The sequence below is a fragment of the Sporosarcina sp. resist genome (genome assembly GCF_014302295.1).
GTDB classification, from domain to species: Bacteria; Bacillota; Bacilli; order Bacillales_A; family Planococcaceae; genus Sporosarcina; species Sporosarcina psychrophila.
The window spans coordinates 352,392-370,358 of sequence record NZ_CP060287.1; the positions used below are offsets into that span (position 1 = coordinate 352,392).

Annotated in this window: 21 protein-coding genes and 1 pseudogene; 18 read left to right on the forward strand and 4 right to left on the reverse strand. The window is 40.9% G+C overall.

Annotation, left to right across the window (positions count from 1 at the left end; all coding sequences use genetic code 11):
* Positions 1 to 47 precede the first annotated feature (47 nt).
* The 5 genes from H7992_RS01740 (at position 48) to H7992_RS01760 (ending at position 6,330) form a co-directional block, all read left to right on the forward strand.
* Positions 48 to 776: a MerR family transcriptional regulator gene (locus H7992_RS01740; RefSeq protein ID WP_067204940.1), complete on the forward strand. Its 729-nt coding sequence runs from the start codon at positions 48 to 50 to the stop codon at positions 774 to 776.
* 545 nt (positions 777 to 1,321) lie between these two features.
* Positions 1,322 to 1,918 (forward strand): hypothetical protein, encoded by a 597-nt coding sequence (locus tag H7992_RS01745; protein WP_255428558.1) that lies wholly within the window; start codon positions 1,322 to 1,324, stop codon positions 1,916 to 1,918.
* 102 nt (positions 1,919 to 2,020) lie between these two features.
* Positions 2,021 to 4,096, forward strand: a complete 2,076-nt coding sequence (locus H7992_RS01750; protein WP_187046488.1) for a DUF2339 domain-containing protein — start codon at positions 2,021 to 2,023, stop codon at positions 4,094 to 4,096.
* 291 nt (positions 4,097 to 4,387) lie between these two features.
* Positions 4,388 to 5,590 carry a class I SAM-dependent rRNA methyltransferase gene (locus H7992_RS01755; RefSeq protein WP_067204951.1) on the forward strand — a complete coding sequence of 401 codons (1,203 nt, stop codon included), beginning with the start codon at positions 4,388 to 4,390 and terminating at the stop codon, positions 5,588 to 5,590.
* A gap of 119 nt (positions 5,591 to 5,709) precedes the next feature.
* Entirely contained in the window at positions 5,710 to 6,330 is a 621-nt protein-coding gene (locus H7992_RS01760) for a LysE/ArgO family amino acid transporter (protein WP_187046489.1), read from the forward strand.
* A gap of 174 nt (positions 6,331 to 6,504) precedes the next feature.
* On the opposite strand, the gene H7992_RS01765 is transcribed toward H7992_RS01760, so the two are convergent.
* From H7992_RS01765 to H7992_RS01780, 4 genes are read right to left on the reverse strand one after another with little or no spacing between them, the layout of a single operon-like run.
* Positions 6,505 to 6,915, reverse strand: coding sequence for a DUF3021 domain-containing protein (locus tag H7992_RS01765; protein ID WP_187046490.1), 411 nt, complete (start codon positions 6,913 to 6,915; stop codon positions 6,505 to 6,507).
* Positions 6,912 to 7,370, reverse strand: coding sequence for a LytTR family DNA-binding domain-containing protein (locus tag H7992_RS01770; protein WP_187046491.1), 459 nt, complete (start codon positions 7,368 to 7,370; stop codon positions 6,912 to 6,914). Before H7992_RS01770 ends, H7992_RS01765 begins: the two co-directional genes overlap by 4 nt.
* 60 nt (positions 7,371 to 7,430) lie before the next feature.
* On the reverse strand, positions 7,431 to 8,174 hold the full coding sequence (locus H7992_RS01775) for an ABC transporter permease (RefSeq protein WP_187046492.1): 744 nt from the start codon (positions 8,172 to 8,174) through the stop codon (positions 7,431 to 7,433).
* A gap of 12 nt (positions 8,175 to 8,186) precedes the next feature.
* Positions 8,187 to 8,906 carry an ABC transporter ATP-binding protein gene (locus tag H7992_RS01780; RefSeq protein ID WP_187046493.1) on the reverse strand — a complete coding sequence of 240 codons (720 nt, stop codon included), beginning with the start codon at positions 8,904 to 8,906 and terminating at the stop codon, positions 8,187 to 8,189.
* 188 nt (positions 8,907 to 9,094) lie between these two features.
* Here H7992_RS01780 and H7992_RS01785 point away from each other — a divergent pair, with 188 nt between their 5' ends.
* The 13 genes and pseudogenes from H7992_RS01785 to H7992_RS01845 all read left to right on the forward strand — a co-directional run bounded on the left by H7992_RS01785 (position 9,095) and on the right by H7992_RS01845 (position 17,916).
* Positions 9,095 to 9,916: a VanW family protein gene (locus H7992_RS01785; protein ID WP_187046494.1), complete on the forward strand. Its 822-nt coding sequence runs from the start codon at positions 9,095 to 9,097 to the stop codon at positions 9,914 to 9,916.
* Positions 9,917 to 9,973: 57 nt separating this feature from the next.
* Positions 9,974 to 10,522 (forward strand): GrpB family protein, encoded by a 549-nt coding sequence (locus H7992_RS01790; RefSeq protein ID WP_255428559.1) that lies wholly within the window; start codon positions 9,974 to 9,976, stop codon positions 10,520 to 10,522.
* A gap of 22 nt (positions 10,523 to 10,544) precedes the next feature.
* A pseudogene (locus H7992_RS01795) lies at positions 10,545 to 10,769 on the forward strand (DUF3977 family protein).
* A 5-nt stretch (positions 10,770 to 10,774) separates the two neighbouring features.
* Positions 10,775 to 11,329 (forward strand): GNAT family N-acetyltransferase, encoded by a 555-nt coding sequence (locus H7992_RS01800; protein WP_187046495.1) that lies wholly within the window; start codon positions 10,775 to 10,777, stop codon positions 11,327 to 11,329.
* A gap of 775 nt (positions 11,330 to 12,104) precedes the next feature.
* Complete coding sequence (locus H7992_RS01805) at positions 12,105 to 12,473, forward strand: NUDIX domain-containing protein (protein ID WP_187046496.1); 369 nt, start codon at positions 12,105 to 12,107, stop codon at positions 12,471 to 12,473.
* 15 nt (positions 12,474 to 12,488) lie between these two features.
* Positions 12,489 to 13,214, forward strand: a complete 726-nt coding sequence (locus H7992_RS01810) for a nucleotidyltransferase domain-containing protein (RefSeq protein ID WP_187046497.1) — start codon at positions 12,489 to 12,491, stop codon at positions 13,212 to 13,214.
* Positions 13,211 to 13,729 carry an NUDIX hydrolase gene (locus H7992_RS01815; protein ID WP_067204979.1) on the forward strand — a complete coding sequence of 173 codons (519 nt, stop codon included), beginning with the start codon at positions 13,211 to 13,213 and terminating at the stop codon, positions 13,727 to 13,729. Before H7992_RS01810 ends, H7992_RS01815 begins: the two co-directional genes overlap by 4 nt.
* A complete protein-coding gene (locus tag H7992_RS01820) occupies positions 13,701 to 14,156 on the forward strand; it encodes a GNAT family N-acetyltransferase (RefSeq protein ID WP_187046498.1) in 456 nt (151 codons plus the stop codon). Before H7992_RS01815 ends, H7992_RS01820 begins: the two co-directional genes overlap by 29 nt.
* 139 nt (positions 14,157 to 14,295) lie before the next feature.
* Complete coding sequence (locus H7992_RS01825) at positions 14,296 to 14,676, forward strand: hypothetical protein (protein ID WP_067204984.1); 381 nt, start codon at positions 14,296 to 14,298, stop codon at positions 14,674 to 14,676.
* Positions 14,677 to 15,050: 374 nt separating this feature from the next.
* Entirely contained in the window at positions 15,051 to 15,668 is a 618-nt protein-coding gene (locus H7992_RS01830; protein WP_067204987.1) for a TerD family protein, read from the forward strand.
* A 31-nt stretch (positions 15,669 to 15,699) separates the two neighbouring features.
* Positions 15,700 to 16,278, forward strand: coding sequence for a TerD family protein (locus H7992_RS01835; protein WP_067204989.1), 579 nt, complete (start codon positions 15,700 to 15,702; stop codon positions 16,276 to 16,278).
* Between the two features lie 246 nt (positions 16,279 to 16,524).
* A complete protein-coding gene (locus H7992_RS01840; protein ID WP_067204991.1) occupies positions 16,525 to 17,103 on the forward strand; it encodes a TerD family protein in 579 nt (192 codons plus the stop codon).
* A gap of 57 nt (positions 17,104 to 17,160) precedes the next feature.
* Complete coding sequence (locus H7992_RS01845) at positions 17,161 to 17,916, forward strand: TerC family protein (protein ID WP_067204993.1); 756 nt, start codon at positions 17,161 to 17,163, stop codon at positions 17,914 to 17,916.
* Positions 17,917 to 17,967 lie beyond the last annotated feature (51 nt).

Consider the following 17,967-nt stretch of genomic DNA (forward strand, 5'->3'; position numbering starts at 1 on the left):
ACGTTACGTCATACTTTATAGTTAGTTTTGAAGGGAGGCGGGTAGCGATGAAAGTGAAAGAAGTATCGCAGTTGACCGGTGTTAGTGTGCGCACACTCCATCATTATGATGACATCGGTTTGTTAACGCCGGATTGTACGACAGAAGCAGGGTACCGGCTTTATTCGGACGATAATTTGGCGACGTTGCAGCAAATTCTGTTCTTTCGTGAACTTGGCTTCTCTTTGAAAAAAATCAAAGAACTGCTTACGAGTCCTGCATTTAGTCGGCAGGAAGCTTTTGAAATGCAGCGTAAAATGCTCCATGAAAAGCGCAAGCAGCTTGATAGTATGATCAAAACGATTGAGAAGACAATTCAACATGGAAAAGGGGAATTAGTAATGACAAACGAAGAGAAATTTAAAGGGTTCGATTTCAGCAAGAACCCATATGAACAAGAGGCGAAAGCGCGTTGGGGCGATAAAGCGGTAGATGCATCTAAAAAGAAGGTTGCACAGTTCGGACCGGAAATTCAAGAGGAAATGAATCGCATATACTTTAATCTTGCGGAGCTCCGCAATACTTCACCGTCTTCGGACGAAGCGCAAGAAGCAATCGGCGATTGGTTCAATATGCTGAATACTAATTTTGGAACGTACTCGCTTGAGGCCTTTAAAGGACTTGGTGAAATGTATGTTGCGGATGAAAGATTTACGAAGAATATCGACCAGTTTGGAGATGGCCTTGCACTGTTTATGAGGGATGCGATGGCGGTTTATGTCGAAAAGGGAAAATAAGACAGAGAGTCTAGGATATAACTTTGCATCTCTGTAGGTCTGTGTTAAAGTCATGTATAATGGCTCACGAGAGACGTATAGTAGAACAAGGACTTTAAAATGGGGGCACCCGAACAAATGGGTGTCTATTATGGCTGTACTAATTCGCAGAGCGAACAAATTCGTTCGCTCTGTTTTTTTTGATTCGGTATCCGAACCTTCTCGGGAAAATGAAACCCCAGCCCCTTATGAAACGTATAGTAAGTATAAAGAAATTTAGTTTATCCCGCATTAACGGGCAGTAAGATCCCCACTTCAAGTCATCAAGGACACGAGAAGAATAAGTGGGGGATCAACTGCCCGTAAAAGCCCGAATGGTTAAACTAACAATCAGAGGGGGATGATAACCCCCCTCTGATTGAAGATTAACTTTATCAACTGTCTTAAATACCCGTTACTATCTAGGTCCCGGGTCTTAGACAGTTTCCATCCACAGCCGGTTTAGTTAACCTATCGGAACGTACATAATGGATGTAACAGTAAGAGATCGCAAGGGGTTGATAGTCATGAAAAAAACAATATATATCGTGCTTACGGATACGGGGACGTTGCTGTCAAAAGCGATTGGGATGTATACGCGGAAGGATTTAAATCATACGTCAATCGCGTTTGATGAACAGCTGAACGAGATGTACAGTTTCGGTCGAAAGCAGCGGCATAATCCTTTCGTAGGTGGGTTTGTGAAAGAAAGTGCTACAGAGGGCATATTCCGGCAAGCAACATGTGAGGTTTATAGTTGTGAAGTGACAATTGAAGAATACACACGCATGCTTGATAAAATCCGCTTAATTGAACAGAATAAAGAACTTTATAAATATAATTTCATTGGTTTATTTGGCGTGGCTCTGAATAAGGGAATTCAACGCAAGCATGCATTTTTCTGTTCACAATTTGTGGCGATGGTCGTAAATGAAGGCGGCTTACAAATGTTTAATATTTCACCAAGTTTAGTGCAGCCACATCATTTTTCACAATTGCCTTGTTTGGAGCCTGTTTTTGAAGGTGATTTACAGACGTATTTGGATCAGACGAGGGGCCAACAAGAACGACAGCCTATCCGTATGAGTGTGTGGAAGAGTTTAGCATTTCGATTACTGGCCTAAATAAGTAACCTATTTATCGTGAGAGTACTTCGGTTTATCGAGGGGACTCTCTTTTTTATACCCGGTTTAAGTTCTTTGAAACTAGTAAGTAGGAAATGAGGGATGAAGTTGGATGAAGAACTGAAGGTTATTTTGCAACGGGTGTCTGATCTAGAAGGGGAAGTAAGCACGTTGAAGCGGCAATTGGCTGAAATGAAAACCCCTCCAAGCCCTGTTCCGGAGAAAGTGGAAAAAGTTCATTTAGCCTCGATAATGGCACGTTTGCCTGAGCAACCAGTTCGAGAAGAAGTTCCGATTCAGCAGAAAATAAGGAAAGAATTCGATCTTGAGAAAGCGTTAAGCAACTGGCTTCCGCGAATATTTATGTTTATTCTACTACTTGGAGTTTTATGGGGATTGAAAGTTGGAATGGATAATGGATTTATCACCAATCCAGTACGAGTTGGAATGGGCTACACAGGAACAATTTTGCTCTATTTTCTTGGGATGCATTACTACAATGGTGGAAAAAAAGGGTTTGGTCTAACATTACTTGGCGGTTTTATCGGACTCGGAATTTTGACGACATTCGCGGCACATCTTTTATATGGCTATCTGAATTTCACGATTGCATTTGTGATAGGCGTGGCTTATATTATCGCAGGGTTGTTGTTATCGAGAAAAACAAAATCGGAAACGTTGACGATATTTTCTGGGATTGCAGGATTTTTACTTCCTTTTTTATTAGAAGGAGAAGGAGCAACTTCCATTCAATTCTGTGCGTACATCCTGTTGTTATTTTTATCACTGTTTTATGTGTCACTCAGTCAAAAGTATAAGTATACGTTCTACGTCATGTTCTCACTATTCCATTTAACGTTGTTCGTTTATGCACTTCTCGAGAGTGCGTTTGCGGAAGAATCGATACTTGTTGCGACGGTGTTAATTCAGCATGGTGTGATTTTATTGTTTTACTTAAAAGGTCGAATTTCAAGGGATGTATTTTCAGAAGCACTTCTCTACTCGAATTTTGTCTTAACAATCGGCTGGATAAAACTACTTGACCATATGCAGGAAGTGACTGTTTACGGCTTGTTGGCGCTGTTGTATAGTCTGCTTGCGGTATATTCTTTTTGGAAGAAAGAAAGCGCGCTACGAGGTATTTTGTCTGCTGTAGCCGTATTTGCAGTCACTGTATTCATCCTATCCTTCGACATGGATGATACTCGGGTTGTTCTAATATTGCTTCTAGTGAATGGGGCAATTGGAATTTGGGTAGGTTTGCGTTTCAACACACTTAGGACAATTGTGACCGGTTCAGTAATTTACTTATTTACGGTTCCAGCAGTCCTGACTACAATGCAAATAAATGTATTTTGGTCCATGGAGAATGCGGTGTGGCTTGTCTTTATTGGTTCATTCAGTTGGATATTTTACACGCTTTACCGATTTACGCCTTCTCGTTTATTGGGGAAAACGAAGTCAATTGACAAAAGTTTGATTGTTGGTCAACTACTTGTTCTTGTCTATATTTTTAAATTAACAAAGCTAGGGCTTGCGAATACTTATGTATCGTTTGACACAGCTAATCATGTTCATGCGTTTGTATTATTGGTGGTACTTAGTGCTATGTATTTCTTCCACAAGTGGAGTAAAGGACTGTACTTGACGCATGGGGCAGTTATTCTGTTTCTGATAGCAGGTATGATAGTGCTGCTGACGGGCTTGGGTTCATATTATAAACACGGCGAGTTTTTATTTAATTTCTTTGTGCAATTAGCTTTTGTGGCCGCTTTTACGGCTGTAGTGTGGGCGATTGTAAAAGACCGTTTCTATCTTTCGAGCAAAGAGCTGAAGTGGGAGACGCCGCAACTGGCGATTGTACTGCAAATTATCTATTTCATCGTCCTAAATAAATGGTACTTTGCCTTCACGACAGCTTATGAATGGGATTTGGAATATGTGTTGTTTGCGCATACGTTCTTACTGTTTGCTTTTGCGTTTGTGTCCATCAGTATCGGTGGGAAAATGAATTGGAAGTATGTCAAAATAATCGGAGCTGTGCTCATTATCATTTGTGTGCTGAAGCTCTTCATCGTCGACTTATCAAGCATATCCATTCTTGTTCGGGCAATATTGTTCACCATCGTTGGTGTTGTCGGACTGGTATATTCACGGACGTTATTGAAGGCAGACTAAAAAAAGAAGCAATATGAAAAAGCAGCGGAATGATTAGTTCCGCTGCTTTTTCATATAAATGAGGGAAATTGTAAACTACTTTGTGTCAGGTGTATTGGACACAATACACGACTTGTTTGAAGAGCCGCAGATTTTCGGGCGACGAAGACTGATTAAATTAAGTATATACTCTTACTGAGGACACCGAGCAGGTTGTTTCAATTCGGTGTAAAGAGCAAAAGGCTTTACTAATTTCGCAATTAATGATAAAACGTGCGATAATAAAGAAAACGATCAAGTAAGGATGACGAAATGACAAAAACAATCGATTTACAAGTAAATGCAAGAAATATTAAAGATTTCAAAAAAGGCTATCCGTTAATTTTAAAAGATGCGATTATTAATTCTGGCGTGCTTGCAACGGAAGCGGAAGGAACGATTGTACGATTAGTGGATAAAGACCGTCGCTTCGTTGCGAAAGGCTATTACGGCTTGCAAAATAAAGGTCTTGGCTGGGTACTGACGAGGAAAGAGGAAGAAGTAATCGACTTTGACTTCTTCGAATCAAGAATCGCCGCAGCATTTGCGAGACGTGAAGCTTTATTTGCGGATGCCTACACGACAGCGTTCCGCGTGTTCAATGGTGAAGGCGATGGCATCGGCGGACTGACAATTGATTATTTCGACGGCTATTTTATGGTGAGTTGGTATAGCGAAGGAATTTATTCGCTGAAGCATCATGTCTACAGCGTCTTTGATAAAATCATTGATTACAAAGGTATTTATGAGAAGAAACGCTTTGACACAAAAGGCGGATACATCGAACAGGATGATTTCGTTAAAGGGGAGCAAGGTGATTTCCCAATTATCGTCAAAGAGAATGGCATGAATTTCGCAGTCAATTTAAATGACGGCGCAATGACTGGGATTTTCCTTGATCAGCGTGATATGCGTAAAGCGGTTCGCGATAAGTATTCCGAGGGAAGAAATGTGTTGAACACATTCTCGTATACGGGCGCATTTTCCGTTGCAGCACTACTCGGTGGCGCAGTTAAGACGACAAACGTTGACTTGGCGAAGCGTAGCAATGCGAAAACAATCGAGCAGTTCAGTGTGAATGCCATAGATTATGAACAGCAGGATATTAAAGTGATGGATGTCTTCGACTACTTCCGCTATGCAAAACGGAATGATTTGAAATTCGATCTAATCATTCTTGACCCGCCTAGTTTCGCTCGTACTAAAAAGTATACGTTCAGTACAGCGCAGGATTATCCGGCACTTCTTATGGATGCGATTGCGATTACTGAGAAAAACGGCATCATTGTTGCATCGACAAATAATGCGAGTTTCGGAATGAAGAAATTCAAAACGTTCATCGAGCAGGCCTTCGAAGAAGCAGGATCTAGGTATAAAATTCTTGAGGAATCAACATTGCCGAAAGACTTCCGGACAAACCGTGATTACCCTGAATTCAACTATTTAAAAGTTGTTATTGTGCAGAAGACGAAATAAATGTGGAATACAAAAGCCGTGCTAGGATTCTTCTGGTGCGGCTTTTTTTTATTCATAAAAGAGGACTAAGCCTTTCAATCGAGAATTGATTAGGATTGAGATTGAATAGGGGTGGGCATGTGACTGAGGCAATTTTACATGGAATTATCCTTGCATTTGGACTTATTGTGCCATTAGGTGTCCAAAATGTGTTTGTTTTTAATCAGGGGGCATTGCAACCGACATTCATGAGAGCCCTACCTGTAGTCGTGACCGCGGGTATTTGTGACACAATCTTGATTGTTGCGGCGGTGTCGGGCGTATCACTTCTTGTCCTAACGTTTGCTTGGTTGGAAAACATTATCTTCAGTATCGGTATTCTCTTTTTACTCTATATCGGTTTTGTCTTATGGAAAAGTGATGCGATGTCGACGAAGATGGATGGAGAGAGATTTTCTGCAAAAAAGCAAATCATCTTTGCAGCATCGGTTTCTTTATTGAACCCTCATGCAATCCTCGATACGATTGGAGTTATCGGGTCAAGCTCACTCAATTACGAGGGGGACGTAAGAATTGCATTTACGCTGACGACAATCATCGTTTCATGGCTTTGGTTTATCGGGCTTGCAACGGGCGGACGCTATTTCGGAAAGTTGGATTCGAGTGGGAAACTAATGGCGCTGCTGAATAAAGTATCCGCTTTAGTCGTTTGGGGAGTTGCTGTGTATATGGCAATCAGACTTATCAAGAATATGATGTAAGAGCCGTGCCGAGTAACAAACTGGCACGGTTTTTCTGTAATTTAACCTATGCCGGTCATAATCAGCCTCATGGAGAGCATAACCACGTCCATGGCGGTCATAACGTGCATCGTATCGAGCATAACTACTTCCATGCTGGTCATAACACAAAGAATAGGAATGAATAGTAATATATCAAAGCTCCTGGAGTTCCGCATTCAACTTCTGCGCCTGCCCTCTGAAATACAGATAGAAGGAAGTCCAAAATATGGAATAGCAGACAACAAACATTCCGAATACGAGTAAAAAGCTTTTCACTGTAAATGGAACCCAACCGATTCCGAACGCTAGGATGAAGTAAAGGATAACTACCGTAACGAAATGTAATGCGGTCTGTTGGGACAAACGCAAAGACGTATTTTCAAAAAAGAGCGGTGTGACTGTGAAAAACCAACCACAGAAGATGGAACCGAGTGAGTTTTTTAAGAATAATTGTCCGTCTAGCATATCTTTACCGCTGAATAGCACAACAGAATTCGTCAATATGACTGCAATAAATGCACCGAACAGAATACCGATGAAGCTTCTATATAAAAAGGTTTTCATTCGCCTTTCCTCCTATTCATTTTCAAGGATTCTTTAATGGCATTGACGTATGTTCGAGAGACGTATTCTTTTGTACCTGATTTAAAATACACACAAAGTGTTCCATTAAACGACGCTTCGAAGCGGCTTAATTCATGTAGATTTGCAATGACAGATTTAGAGAGCCTAATGAATTTACTCGCCGGAAGAATTTTTTCAAGTTCGTATAACTTTTCTTTTAGTTTAAATGAGCCAGCAGAAGTCACGGCGATAACGCTATCTTTTTCTGTATGGAAAAAGTGAATTTCTGTCGGTTTTAAAATATGTTGCATATCGCCGTCTTTTCCGACGAGGAATTCTGTGTCCTGCCCTTTGATAAAATCTAGAATTTCTTGTACGGAATCATCCAATGTCGGGCATTCAATCGTCACCTTGGTTTCTTCATAATCGCGATCAATGTTTAATGATACTTTCATTGCGATGCACCCCTATCGGCAATAGTCTATACATTAAATTTACCATTGCCTGGTAGTCTGTCAAATACGTCTTTTAGTAGAAATATGGAGAACGAACAATGCGACAATCACTAAACAAGAAATATAGACGACGGATATAAGCGTACTGTTGTCAAAAGTAAGCTGTTCATTCCAAACACCAATGAACAAATTATTCATATGATAGAGCGGATTAAATTCGGCGATAACTTGTATAAATTTCGGCATCATATTGATTGGAAATGCAAAGCCACCTGTAAAGATAACGACTTGGAAAATAACGATGGAGAACACTAATGCACTTTTCATCTCGTTGAAAAAAGAGTAGATGGCAGATGCGATAACGAGCAGAGCAGCATTGAGTGCGATGAAAAATCCATAGGCCAAGATGAAATTCAGTACGTGAAACTGCAAATCATACAAGAGCATACCAATCGCATAAACGAACAGGTAGCCAAAACTTGTAATGATAATGGAGCGGATAATACTGGATAGCAGAAGCATATTTTTAGAAACGGGAGAAAGTCTAATTCGTTTTTCGACACCCGTCGTACGATGCGTCACCTGGTCGAACCCGAAAGCGAAAAATACAGTGGTGAACGTGATAAGTAAAATATACGAGGGTGTATATGTTTGTGCATAACTTAAGTTACCCGCGTAGGTTTGGTCTCCGAACAATTGCCCCATGAAAATGTACGTAACAGGCGGTACTACAATCGTGAAAACTAAGTGAAATAACTCTCTTGAAAACATGAGTAAGTCGTATTTTAACTGAGTCGCTAACATATTTTCTCCTCCTTATATGGATACTTTCTCGAGATAAAATTCATTGATGGATTTATAGCCTGATGCCAAAATAGCTTCTGTCGTATCGAAGACTTCATTCACACCATTGTCTATAAGCATTACTTTGTCGCAGTACAATTCGATTTCATCCATATTATGTGTTGTCAGAATGACTGTACCGCCTGTTTTCTCGTTGTAATCGGTAATATACGTCCAAAGGATATTGCGCATATGCGGATCCAGACCAGTTGTCGGTTCATCTAAAATTAGAAGTTTTGGTTGTGATAAAAAGGCAATGGCTAAGCTTACAATCTGTTTCCATCCTCCAGAAAGTTTATCGAAGTACTTTTTTCGATGCGGTTGTAACTTAAAGTCAGAGATGATTGTTTCGATGTCAATTGGGGATTTGTAATAGGCTTTAAATAACCGTAGTAACTCTTGTACTTTCAGTGTCTGATAGAACTGTGTAGGCTGCAGGACGACGGAAATTTGTTTTCGAACTTGTTCCATCCGGTTTATAGAAAGTGCTTTAATATCTTCATCGAAAACGAAGACTGTTCCAGCGTCGTATTGTTTAATGGTCATAATAATTTCAAGGAACGTTGATTTGCCCGCCCCGTTTTTCCCGATAACCCCAATTACTTCGCCTTCTTGTGCTTGAAAATCCAACCCTTTTAAAACGACGTTTGTTCCGTAAGCTTTTTTCAAGTTGCTAACGTTGATGATATTCATTGCTATCCCTCCGTTTGAAAGTTCTTTGTAACCAAAGTGTATGTTGTCTCGGTCTTGCTGTCTTCGGTATTCCCGTGAACCGCAATAATAGGAAGGTGACTTGTAGAAAACGTCCTATGAAATGCATTTGGTTTTCCGATAAATTAAAAGGACAAAGCTGGTAGAGAAGAGAATAAGTAGAAGAGGGGATGACGCGATTGAATTCATTGCAACCAAAAAAGCGCAGCAAGTTGCGAATATTCTTCGGGAAGAAAGTGTACCGATTGAGGCGGTATTCGGAGTGGTACATGGACGGAAAAAAGTATGCAACAAGGCGGTCAATGGAGAAATTAAACCATGTCATCTTCAAACATCGAACGCCGTTACTCCGCAAATTGAAAGATGTAGAGATGGAATTGGAAACAAACAAAATTACGAATTTGAAAATAGCAGCAAAACGATTGAACGGAATTATGCTCCAGCCTGGAGAGACATTTTCCTATTGGCGCTTGATAGGCAGTACGACGAAGCGAAAAGGTTACGTTGACGGAATGATTTTGCATTACGGGCAAGTGACGAAAGGCGTTGGAGGCGGTTTGTGTCAGTTGTCGAACCTGATTTACTGGATGACACTTCACACGCCGCTCACGATTACTGAGCGATACCGGCATAGTTATGACGTATTCCCAGACTCGAAACGGAAACAGCCATTCGGAAGTGGTGCAACATGCGCTTATAACTACCTAGATTTACAAATAAAGAACGAAATGAATGTGCCGTATCAGCTCCTCATCTATTTGACGGACACATCGCTTGTTGGTGAATGGCGTGCGCCTATGGCTACGAATCGAACGTATAAAGTATACGAAAAAGACCACAGTTTCACGCGTGAATCATGGGGTGGTTATGTGCGCCATAATACAATTTATAGGGAAGCGTACAACCTGAACGGCGAACTTATCGATGACGAATTCATCACAGAAAACCACGCGATCACGATGTATGAGCCATTTTTGACATATGAGAACTGAAGCGGGGATATTCGGTTGATCCCACAAGTGAAGTCTAAAATTGGGAGTGGGTTTGGAATGTTAGGTTTAAATAAAGACGTAGTGAAATTAGTGGGATACACGAATAACTGGAAAAAACTTTTCAGGGTGGAAAAAAGTCTATTGAACTCGTTGGTTGGTGAGCATATAGTAGATATCCAACATATCGGTAGCACGGCGATTGACGGAATTGTTGCAAAGCCACTTCTCGATATACTCGTGGGCGTTAAGTCGATAGGAGACGCGAAGAAATTTGATAAGCACAAGTTGAAAGAGGCGAACATTTACCATTTAGGACGTGTTCAAATCGAAGGGAAAGAAGTGTTTGCCAAGTTCTCAAATTTGGAGAACTTAACGAAGACACATGTCCTTCATGTTGTGGAATATGGTGGGGACTGGTGGCAAAACCACATATTTTTCCGAGATTATTTAAATGACCATCCCGAAGTCGCAAAACAATATGAAGTACTGAAGAAGGAAATGGCGGAAGCGTTTCCTACTAATGAGCGTTCCTATGCAGAGGGTAAAAAGGATTTTGTAGACAGGATAATACTCTTGCGAGAAGGGGAGATTGATGTAATTCGTTGAGCCTGGATTTGGGAACAGATGGTTGTTGAGGACGGAAACGGAGTTAGAAGATGGTACTGAATTCGAAGAATAAGGCATCATCGGTCCGCTAAAAATTCATGCGATATATATGAGAGTGTGGATATTTAAAACTGTTTTCATATTGGATATAAGAGAAGGTTTTAAAAGGGTGAAAAAGAGCCGCAACAAATTTAAATTGATTTTGGTGTGGTTAGTAAATGATTTTGAATTCCAAGCAAAGAGGTGAATGAAATGCTGTTTCAAAAAGGAAATCTACTCATCCGCGAATTGGAATGGAAGGATAAGTACCTCCTTTCCAAATGGCTTTCAGATCCAGAAATTTTGCAGTATTACGAAGGGCGGGATAATCCGTTTGATGTGAAGAAAGTGGAACAGAAGTTTTTCGAAGCAGAAGCCGATGCTACACGCTGCATAATTGAATTCGATGAGGGCCCAATAGGTTATGTCCAGTTTTATGAAGTCGATGAGGATGAAAGACAAACCTATGGCTACAGCGACTCAATAGAAACACTCTATGGGATGGATCAGTTTATCGGGGAATCAGCGTATTGGAATAAAGGCGTCGGGACACAAATTGTCCGTGCGATGGTGGCTTATTTAATTCAAGAAAAAGGCGCGGACCGGATTGTGATGGACCCACAAACGTGGAATGAACGAGCCATTCGTTGTTATGAAAAATGCGGGTTTGAAAAAGTGAAATTGCTCCCGAAAAATGAATTGCATGAAGGGGAATACAGGGATTGTTGGTTAATTGAGTATCTCTCTAAAGCGGGTGTGGATGTATGAGAAATCGGGGTTCTGCCGTAATTATCGAAAATAATAAAGTTGCATTGCATTCGTGTTGATTAACCAAAAATAACCAAAAAATTGATCCCCCCTGGCATTACTTGTGTAGTTGCGTTTTTGGATTGCTTTGGATCGAATGACTTCTATTACGATTACCGAGATGTCTGGATGTGTAGGTATGCGACAAAGTCGCATACCTACACACTTATTTCGGTAATCGTATGGTGGCCCTTCATCCGTCGCGCTCCAAATGCATAAGTACACGTAGTGCTGAAGCTCTTTGGGACGAAAGAATAGCTGGCTTCTTAACTGGAGAAAAGCCGCCAAAGATGCAATTTTGGCGGCTCAAACTTTCTATATGGTTTTCTCTTTTTTACTAATAAAGAAGTGTCGCTTTCTAGTAGGCATCACATAATAAGGAGCATACTCTTTGTTAAAGATAAGCAAAGAACGCATCGTATAACGTGCAAGAGTGCCCGAAATTGCATCTTCGGGCACTGATAACCTGTGAAAAAGGATGCTCTTCTTTACTTCTAAAGCAACTGCATTTTTCACTTAAACAGTGTAGGTTTGCGACAGGTACTTATTCACAATAAGATGACCGAAAAGGGTGTGGCTAGGAATGACGAAGTCATTTCTAGCCACACCCGCTCCCCCGTTAATCATATCGTGAATAGTGTGCCGAAAGCGAACCGGAAATGATCCAGTGAAAATGGAGGTTTTCAAGCCTCTTCCTAACTTGTTATTTATGCAAGAAAATGGTTAATCAACAGACGTGGTTGCATTGATTAAACGAGTTAGAGAAGGACAAGAGTATTATGTTTTTCCAGGCGGTGGGATTAAAAACGAGGAAAGTCCCGAACAAGCCGCAGTTAGAGAAACGATTGAAGAATTAGGCGTTCACATTAGCATTAAAGATAGCCTTGGAACAGTTAATTATACTGGTATACAGTACTTTTTCATTGCTGAAATTATTGGGGGGACATTCGGTACGGGGCAAGGCAAAGAGTTTGGCGGGAAAGTTAGGGATAGGGGGACCTATGAGTCGACGTGGATTGAGTTAGATAACCTGTTATCGTTAGATGTCCATCCGATTGAGATTGCAGAAAAAGTGTATTCCTTATATAGAACTTTAAATTGTTAGGAGAAAGGTGAGATTATGAACAGGAGTAGATTACAGCCCGTCGAAGCCGCAAAAAGGTTTATAACAGAACACTTCGCGGATTGCCAAGCTGCATTGCTTGCGGGAAGTGTTGTCAGGGGCGAAGAAACAGCAACATCAGACTTGGATATCGTTGTTTTTGATGCAAAGATAGAATCAGCGTATCGTGAGTCGCTTATTGAGTATGGATGGCCAATCGAAGTGTTCGTTCATAACTTTTCGTCTTACAAGGTGTTTTTTATGGAAGACTGTGAAAGGGCTCGACCTTCATTGCCACGAATGGTGTCTGAAGGAATCATCTTATTCGATTCAGGAGTTGTTTCTTTAATAAAGGAAGAAGCTAATGAACTATTGAAAAAAGGTCCTGAAGTATGGTCGATAAAAACGATAGAAATGAAACGGTATATGATAACGGATGCGCTCGATGATCTCATTGGTTCAACCAATCGTGCGGAAGAAATCTTCATAGCGAATACACTTGCCGATGCCATACATGAATTCTTCTTGCGGACAAATGTTCAATGGATTGGTGCGTCAAAATGGATTATGCGTGCTTTAAATCAATTTGATAAGAACTTTGCGCGAACGTTTGTACAAGCATTCGATGCATTTTATAAAACGGGTAATAAAGATGCAATCATCGATCTTGCAGATGAAGTGTTGAAACCATATGGTGGCAGGCTATTTGAAGGGTATTCAATGGGGAAAGGAGACCGTATATGACAAGTACATATGTAGATTGGGGGGGCCATAAGCTGAAGCTGACATGGGAAAGTGGTTTTTTGCCGGAAAGGGATTTGATCACGAGTGTCCATGGCTTCTGTTTTAAGGACGGGCAACTGTTGATGGTCGATTTGGATGATCGGGGTTGGGATTTTCCGGGCGGTCATATTGAAGTCGATGAAACTGCGGAGGTGTGCTTTAGACGTGAGGCAATGGAAGAAGGTTATGTAACGGGAGATTGTGTACTCCTCGGTTCAATAGAAATCGACCATAATGAAAATCCTTTGTGGAATGAACACAGTCCTTATCCGAAAGTGGGTTATCAGGTTTTTTACAAAATGGACATAACTGAATTACATCCTTTTGAAGCGAAGTATGAATCAAGCAGAAGAATTTTCATCCCCTTTGAAGACGTCTCCAAATACTATAAAGGTTGGCATGCAACGTATGAAAAAATTATGTGTGAGGTGCAAGGAAGGTGCCTAAATGAAAATCAGGAAATTACTACAACATGAAGCCCCACCTTTCGAACTCTTGCTACTTGCCGACCCATCGCGAGAACAGGTAGAGCTGTATATAGCTAATGGGGAGTGCCGTGTTGCTGAAGAGGAAGGCGAAATCGTAGGTGTCTATGTGCTAGTGAAGTTAGGTATAACAACGATGGAGATTATAAATATAGCTGTAGATGAGCGTATACATGGTCGCGGGATTGGGAAGAAGTTAATGAGTGACGCAATCCAGACCGCAAAGGTGTTGGGCTGCAAGTTCCTGGAAGTTGGGACGGGTAACTCCAGCATTGGTCAATTGGCTTTTTATCAGAAATCTGGGTTTCGTATCGATGGTGTTATAAAAGACTTTTTCGTTGATCACTACGAGGAAGAGATCATTGAAAACGGTATCCAGTGCAGGGATATGATTAGACTGTCGATGGAAATTGTATAATCATAAAGTAATCTATGCTTGATTACAGCTATGAGCCATTTCATCTACTTTGTCACAAATACGTCCCGTGACAAGTCTCTATCCATCTAGTAAAATAGAAGTGATATGTTGTGAATTTTCTGTAAGGGGCGATGACGCTATGAAACGGATACTCATACTTCTTTTCATTGTTGGTATGATGGCAGGCTGTTCGAATGTGTATAGCGCAGAAGAGGGCTATCGCATGGCGGTTATCAATCATGGTTTCCCGGTTCCGAAAAATGCGAGTGAACTAAAGCCAGAAGCGTGTACGACGGAAATTTCGAAATCGGCAAAGTACAAGTTGAACGATATTGGCGGGGAGCAGGGAGAACCGCCGGAGCACTACTTGGAGGAAATAAAAAAGTGGGGCTGGACGGAACTTGAAGATGAACAAAAAGGGAATATCCACTTCTACGAAAAAGAAGGGAAAATCATGTCACTTATTTTTAAGGAAAATGTCTTTGATGTGTTTGAAATGAGTAGTGCATTGAAGATGTAGGAACTTAAGTGCTGTGGATTTCTTTTTTTTGAAACCATTTGGCATGTTCGTACGTACTAGTAACAAGAGATGATTGTGATGAACTGGAAAGTAGTCATTATTGCATAATATCTGTGCTATATGATATTGCTGTCAACACAAGCATTGTGGAATCCAAGATGTTTGGATGGTTCGTCAGGTCATCTTTGAGGTTTACTATTCATTATCCAATGACGATTAGAATATTCATGAAAGTTGAATTTGGCATTGCAGGGTGGAAAAGGCTATAGGTAATCATCATTTTGGTAGTTCGGTATCAGATGTAGTAAAATATATAATGATGGTGTTTTTACGAAAAGATAAAAAATTCATTAAAATGTAAAGGAGTGATTGGTTTGGCGATTATTTTACAAAAGGGTCAAAAAATTGATTTAACAAAAGGTCATCCAGGTCTTGAGAAGATTATAGTAGGCCTCGGTTGGGACCCAATTCAAAGTCAGAAAAAAGCTGGCGGATTACTCGGCGGACTTTTCGGTGGTGGCGGTAGCGGTGCTACAAATATGGATATAGACGCTTCTGTTATCATGCTTCAAGACGATAAATTTGCGAGCAATGACAACTTGGTTTACTTTGGTAACTTGAAAAGTAAATGTGGTAGCGTAACGCACACTGGTGATAATATCACTGGAGAAGGCGACGGAGACGACGAGCAAGTGATTGTTGACTTGAAAAAGGTACCCGCAAACGTTAACAAACTTGTATTTGTTGTTAATATTTATGATTGTGTAAAACGTAAGCAAGACTTCGGCCAAGTCGAAAATGCGTTTATCCGAGTCATGAATTCAGCGAACAATGAGGAATTACTTAAATTCAATCTGTCCGAAAACTATGCAGGTTCAACTAGTTTAACTGTTGGAGAAATTTATCGTCACGGCAGTGAATGGAAATTCGGCGCTGTTGGATCAGGATCATCTGATGCAGGTCTTGGCGAAATGGTTAAAAGGTACTCATAAACTATAAAAAACAGAAAAGAGGATGACATAAATGGCTATTTCATTGAGTAAAGGACAAAAAGTAGATTTGACGAAAAGTAACCCGGGATTAACGAATATTACGGTTGGTGTTGGCTGGGATACGAATAAATATGACGGTGGACAAGATTTTGATCTAGATTCTTCTATTTTCTTATTGAATGCAGCGGGTGTATGTGCAAATGAAAAAGATTTCGTTTTCTTCAATAACCTTGAGGGTGGAAATGGTTCCGTCGTTCATACTGGTGATAACTTGACTGGTGAAGGTGATGGAGACGATGAGCAAGTCAAAGTTTCCCTTTCAACTGTACCAACTACTGTTGAAAGAATTGCATTCGCAATTACAATTCATGATGCAGAACAACGTAGCCAAAATTTCGGGCAAGTTTCAAATAGCTATGTACGAATCGTCAACGATGCAAACGGTGAAGAGTTAATCCGTTATGACCTTGGCGAAGACTTCTCTATTGAAACGGCTGTTGTTGTAGGGGAACTTTACAGACATGGTAGTGAGTGGAAGTTCAATGCAATTGGTAGCGGCTATCAGGGCGGACTTGGTTCACTTGTTAAGGACTACGGACTACAAGCTTAATTAATTGATATAACTATATATGTTGTTTCCGGTGCCAGTTGATGACATCGGGTTTGTATTTGAACTTCAGTGTAGGCGCCTTACAGGGGTAGCCGAAGCCGTAAGACTGGTGGCGAAGGCGCTTTCTGGCTTATGGCGCGGGAGGCATCCCCTAAGCGCCGGAGCGGAGTTGAATGGAATCATCTATTCAATCTATATAGTTATGGAAGTTTTGAATTCTAATCATGATAAACAGGAGTGATTCAGATGGCGATTACTTTATCAAAAGGTCAAAAAATCGATTTGACGAAGACAAATCCCGGCCTTGTAAGAGGTGTTATCGGACTAGGTTGGGATACGAATAAATACTCTGGCGGTCAGGAGTTTGACCTTGATGCATCGGCGTTTCTTGTCGATGCAAGCAATCGTTGCCAGAATGATCATGACTTCATTTTCTATAATAATCTTAAGCATCCGAGTGGCGCTCTTCTACATACTGGCGATAACCGGACGGGCGAAGGAGATGGGGATGACGAGCAAGTAATCGTTGATTTCCCTAAAATCCCTGCGTACGTTGACCGCATTGGTATTACGGTTACGATTCACGATGCAGAAGGAAGAAGTCAAAACTTTGGTCAGGTATCAAATGCCTTTGTTCGATTATCGGATGAAGCGACCGGAGAAGAGGTGCTACGTTTCGATTTAGGAGAGGATTTCTCGATTGAAACGGCAGTTGTTTTTTGCGAACTGTACAGGCACGGTAACGATTGGAAATTTAATGCAATCGGTAGTGGATTCTCTGGAGGGCTAGGGGCACTTTGCCGGAATTATGGTTTAGAAGTATAAATTTACGGGCTGATAAAAGGTCGGAGTCTTTTATTGTTTTATTATCAGGAGGAACTAATGGAGATACTTAATGGAATAATCGATACATATGCCGCTTTTTTTGATTGGGGTATGTGGGTGGAAGTATTATCGGATCCAGTCAGTTGGGGCTTAATCGGTACTCTCATCATACTTGAGGGGCTATTGTCAGCTGATAATGCTCTCGTTTTGGCGGTCATGGTTAAACATTTACCAGAAAAGCAACGAAAAAAAGCTTTGTTTTACGGGCTTCTTGGTGCTTATGTCTTCCGCTTTATCGCAATCGGGGTCGGTGTTTTCCTCATTAAATTGTGGTGGGTCAAGGCATTAGGTGCGGCTTATCTCGCATGGTTGGCGATTAAATACTTTATGGATAAGTCTAAAGAGGCAGGTAATGACGAAGAAATTGCTGGGATGAAAACAGAAGGTATTCTAATCCGTCTTTTCGGTACATTCTGGGGAACAATCGCTGCTGTAGAGATTATGGACATCGCTTTTTCAGTAGATAGTGTTCTTGCTGCTTTCGGTGTAAGTGAACAGATTTGGGTACTTCTTCTTGGAGGAATGCTCGGTGTCTTGATGATGCGTGGAATTGCCGGCGTATTTTTGAAGTTAATCGACAAGGTACCAGAACTTGAAACGTCAGCATATGTGCTGATTATGTTAATAGCGATTAAAATGGGATTGAGCGTTGTTGGAATTGACGTCCACCACTACGTATTCTTTATCATTCTAATCCTTACGTTCATTGCCACATTCGTTGTTCACAACATGAATAAAAAGAAAATGGCTTAATACAAAGAAAAAAAGAAGGCTAGCCCCTTCTTTTTTCTTTTACCCTAAATC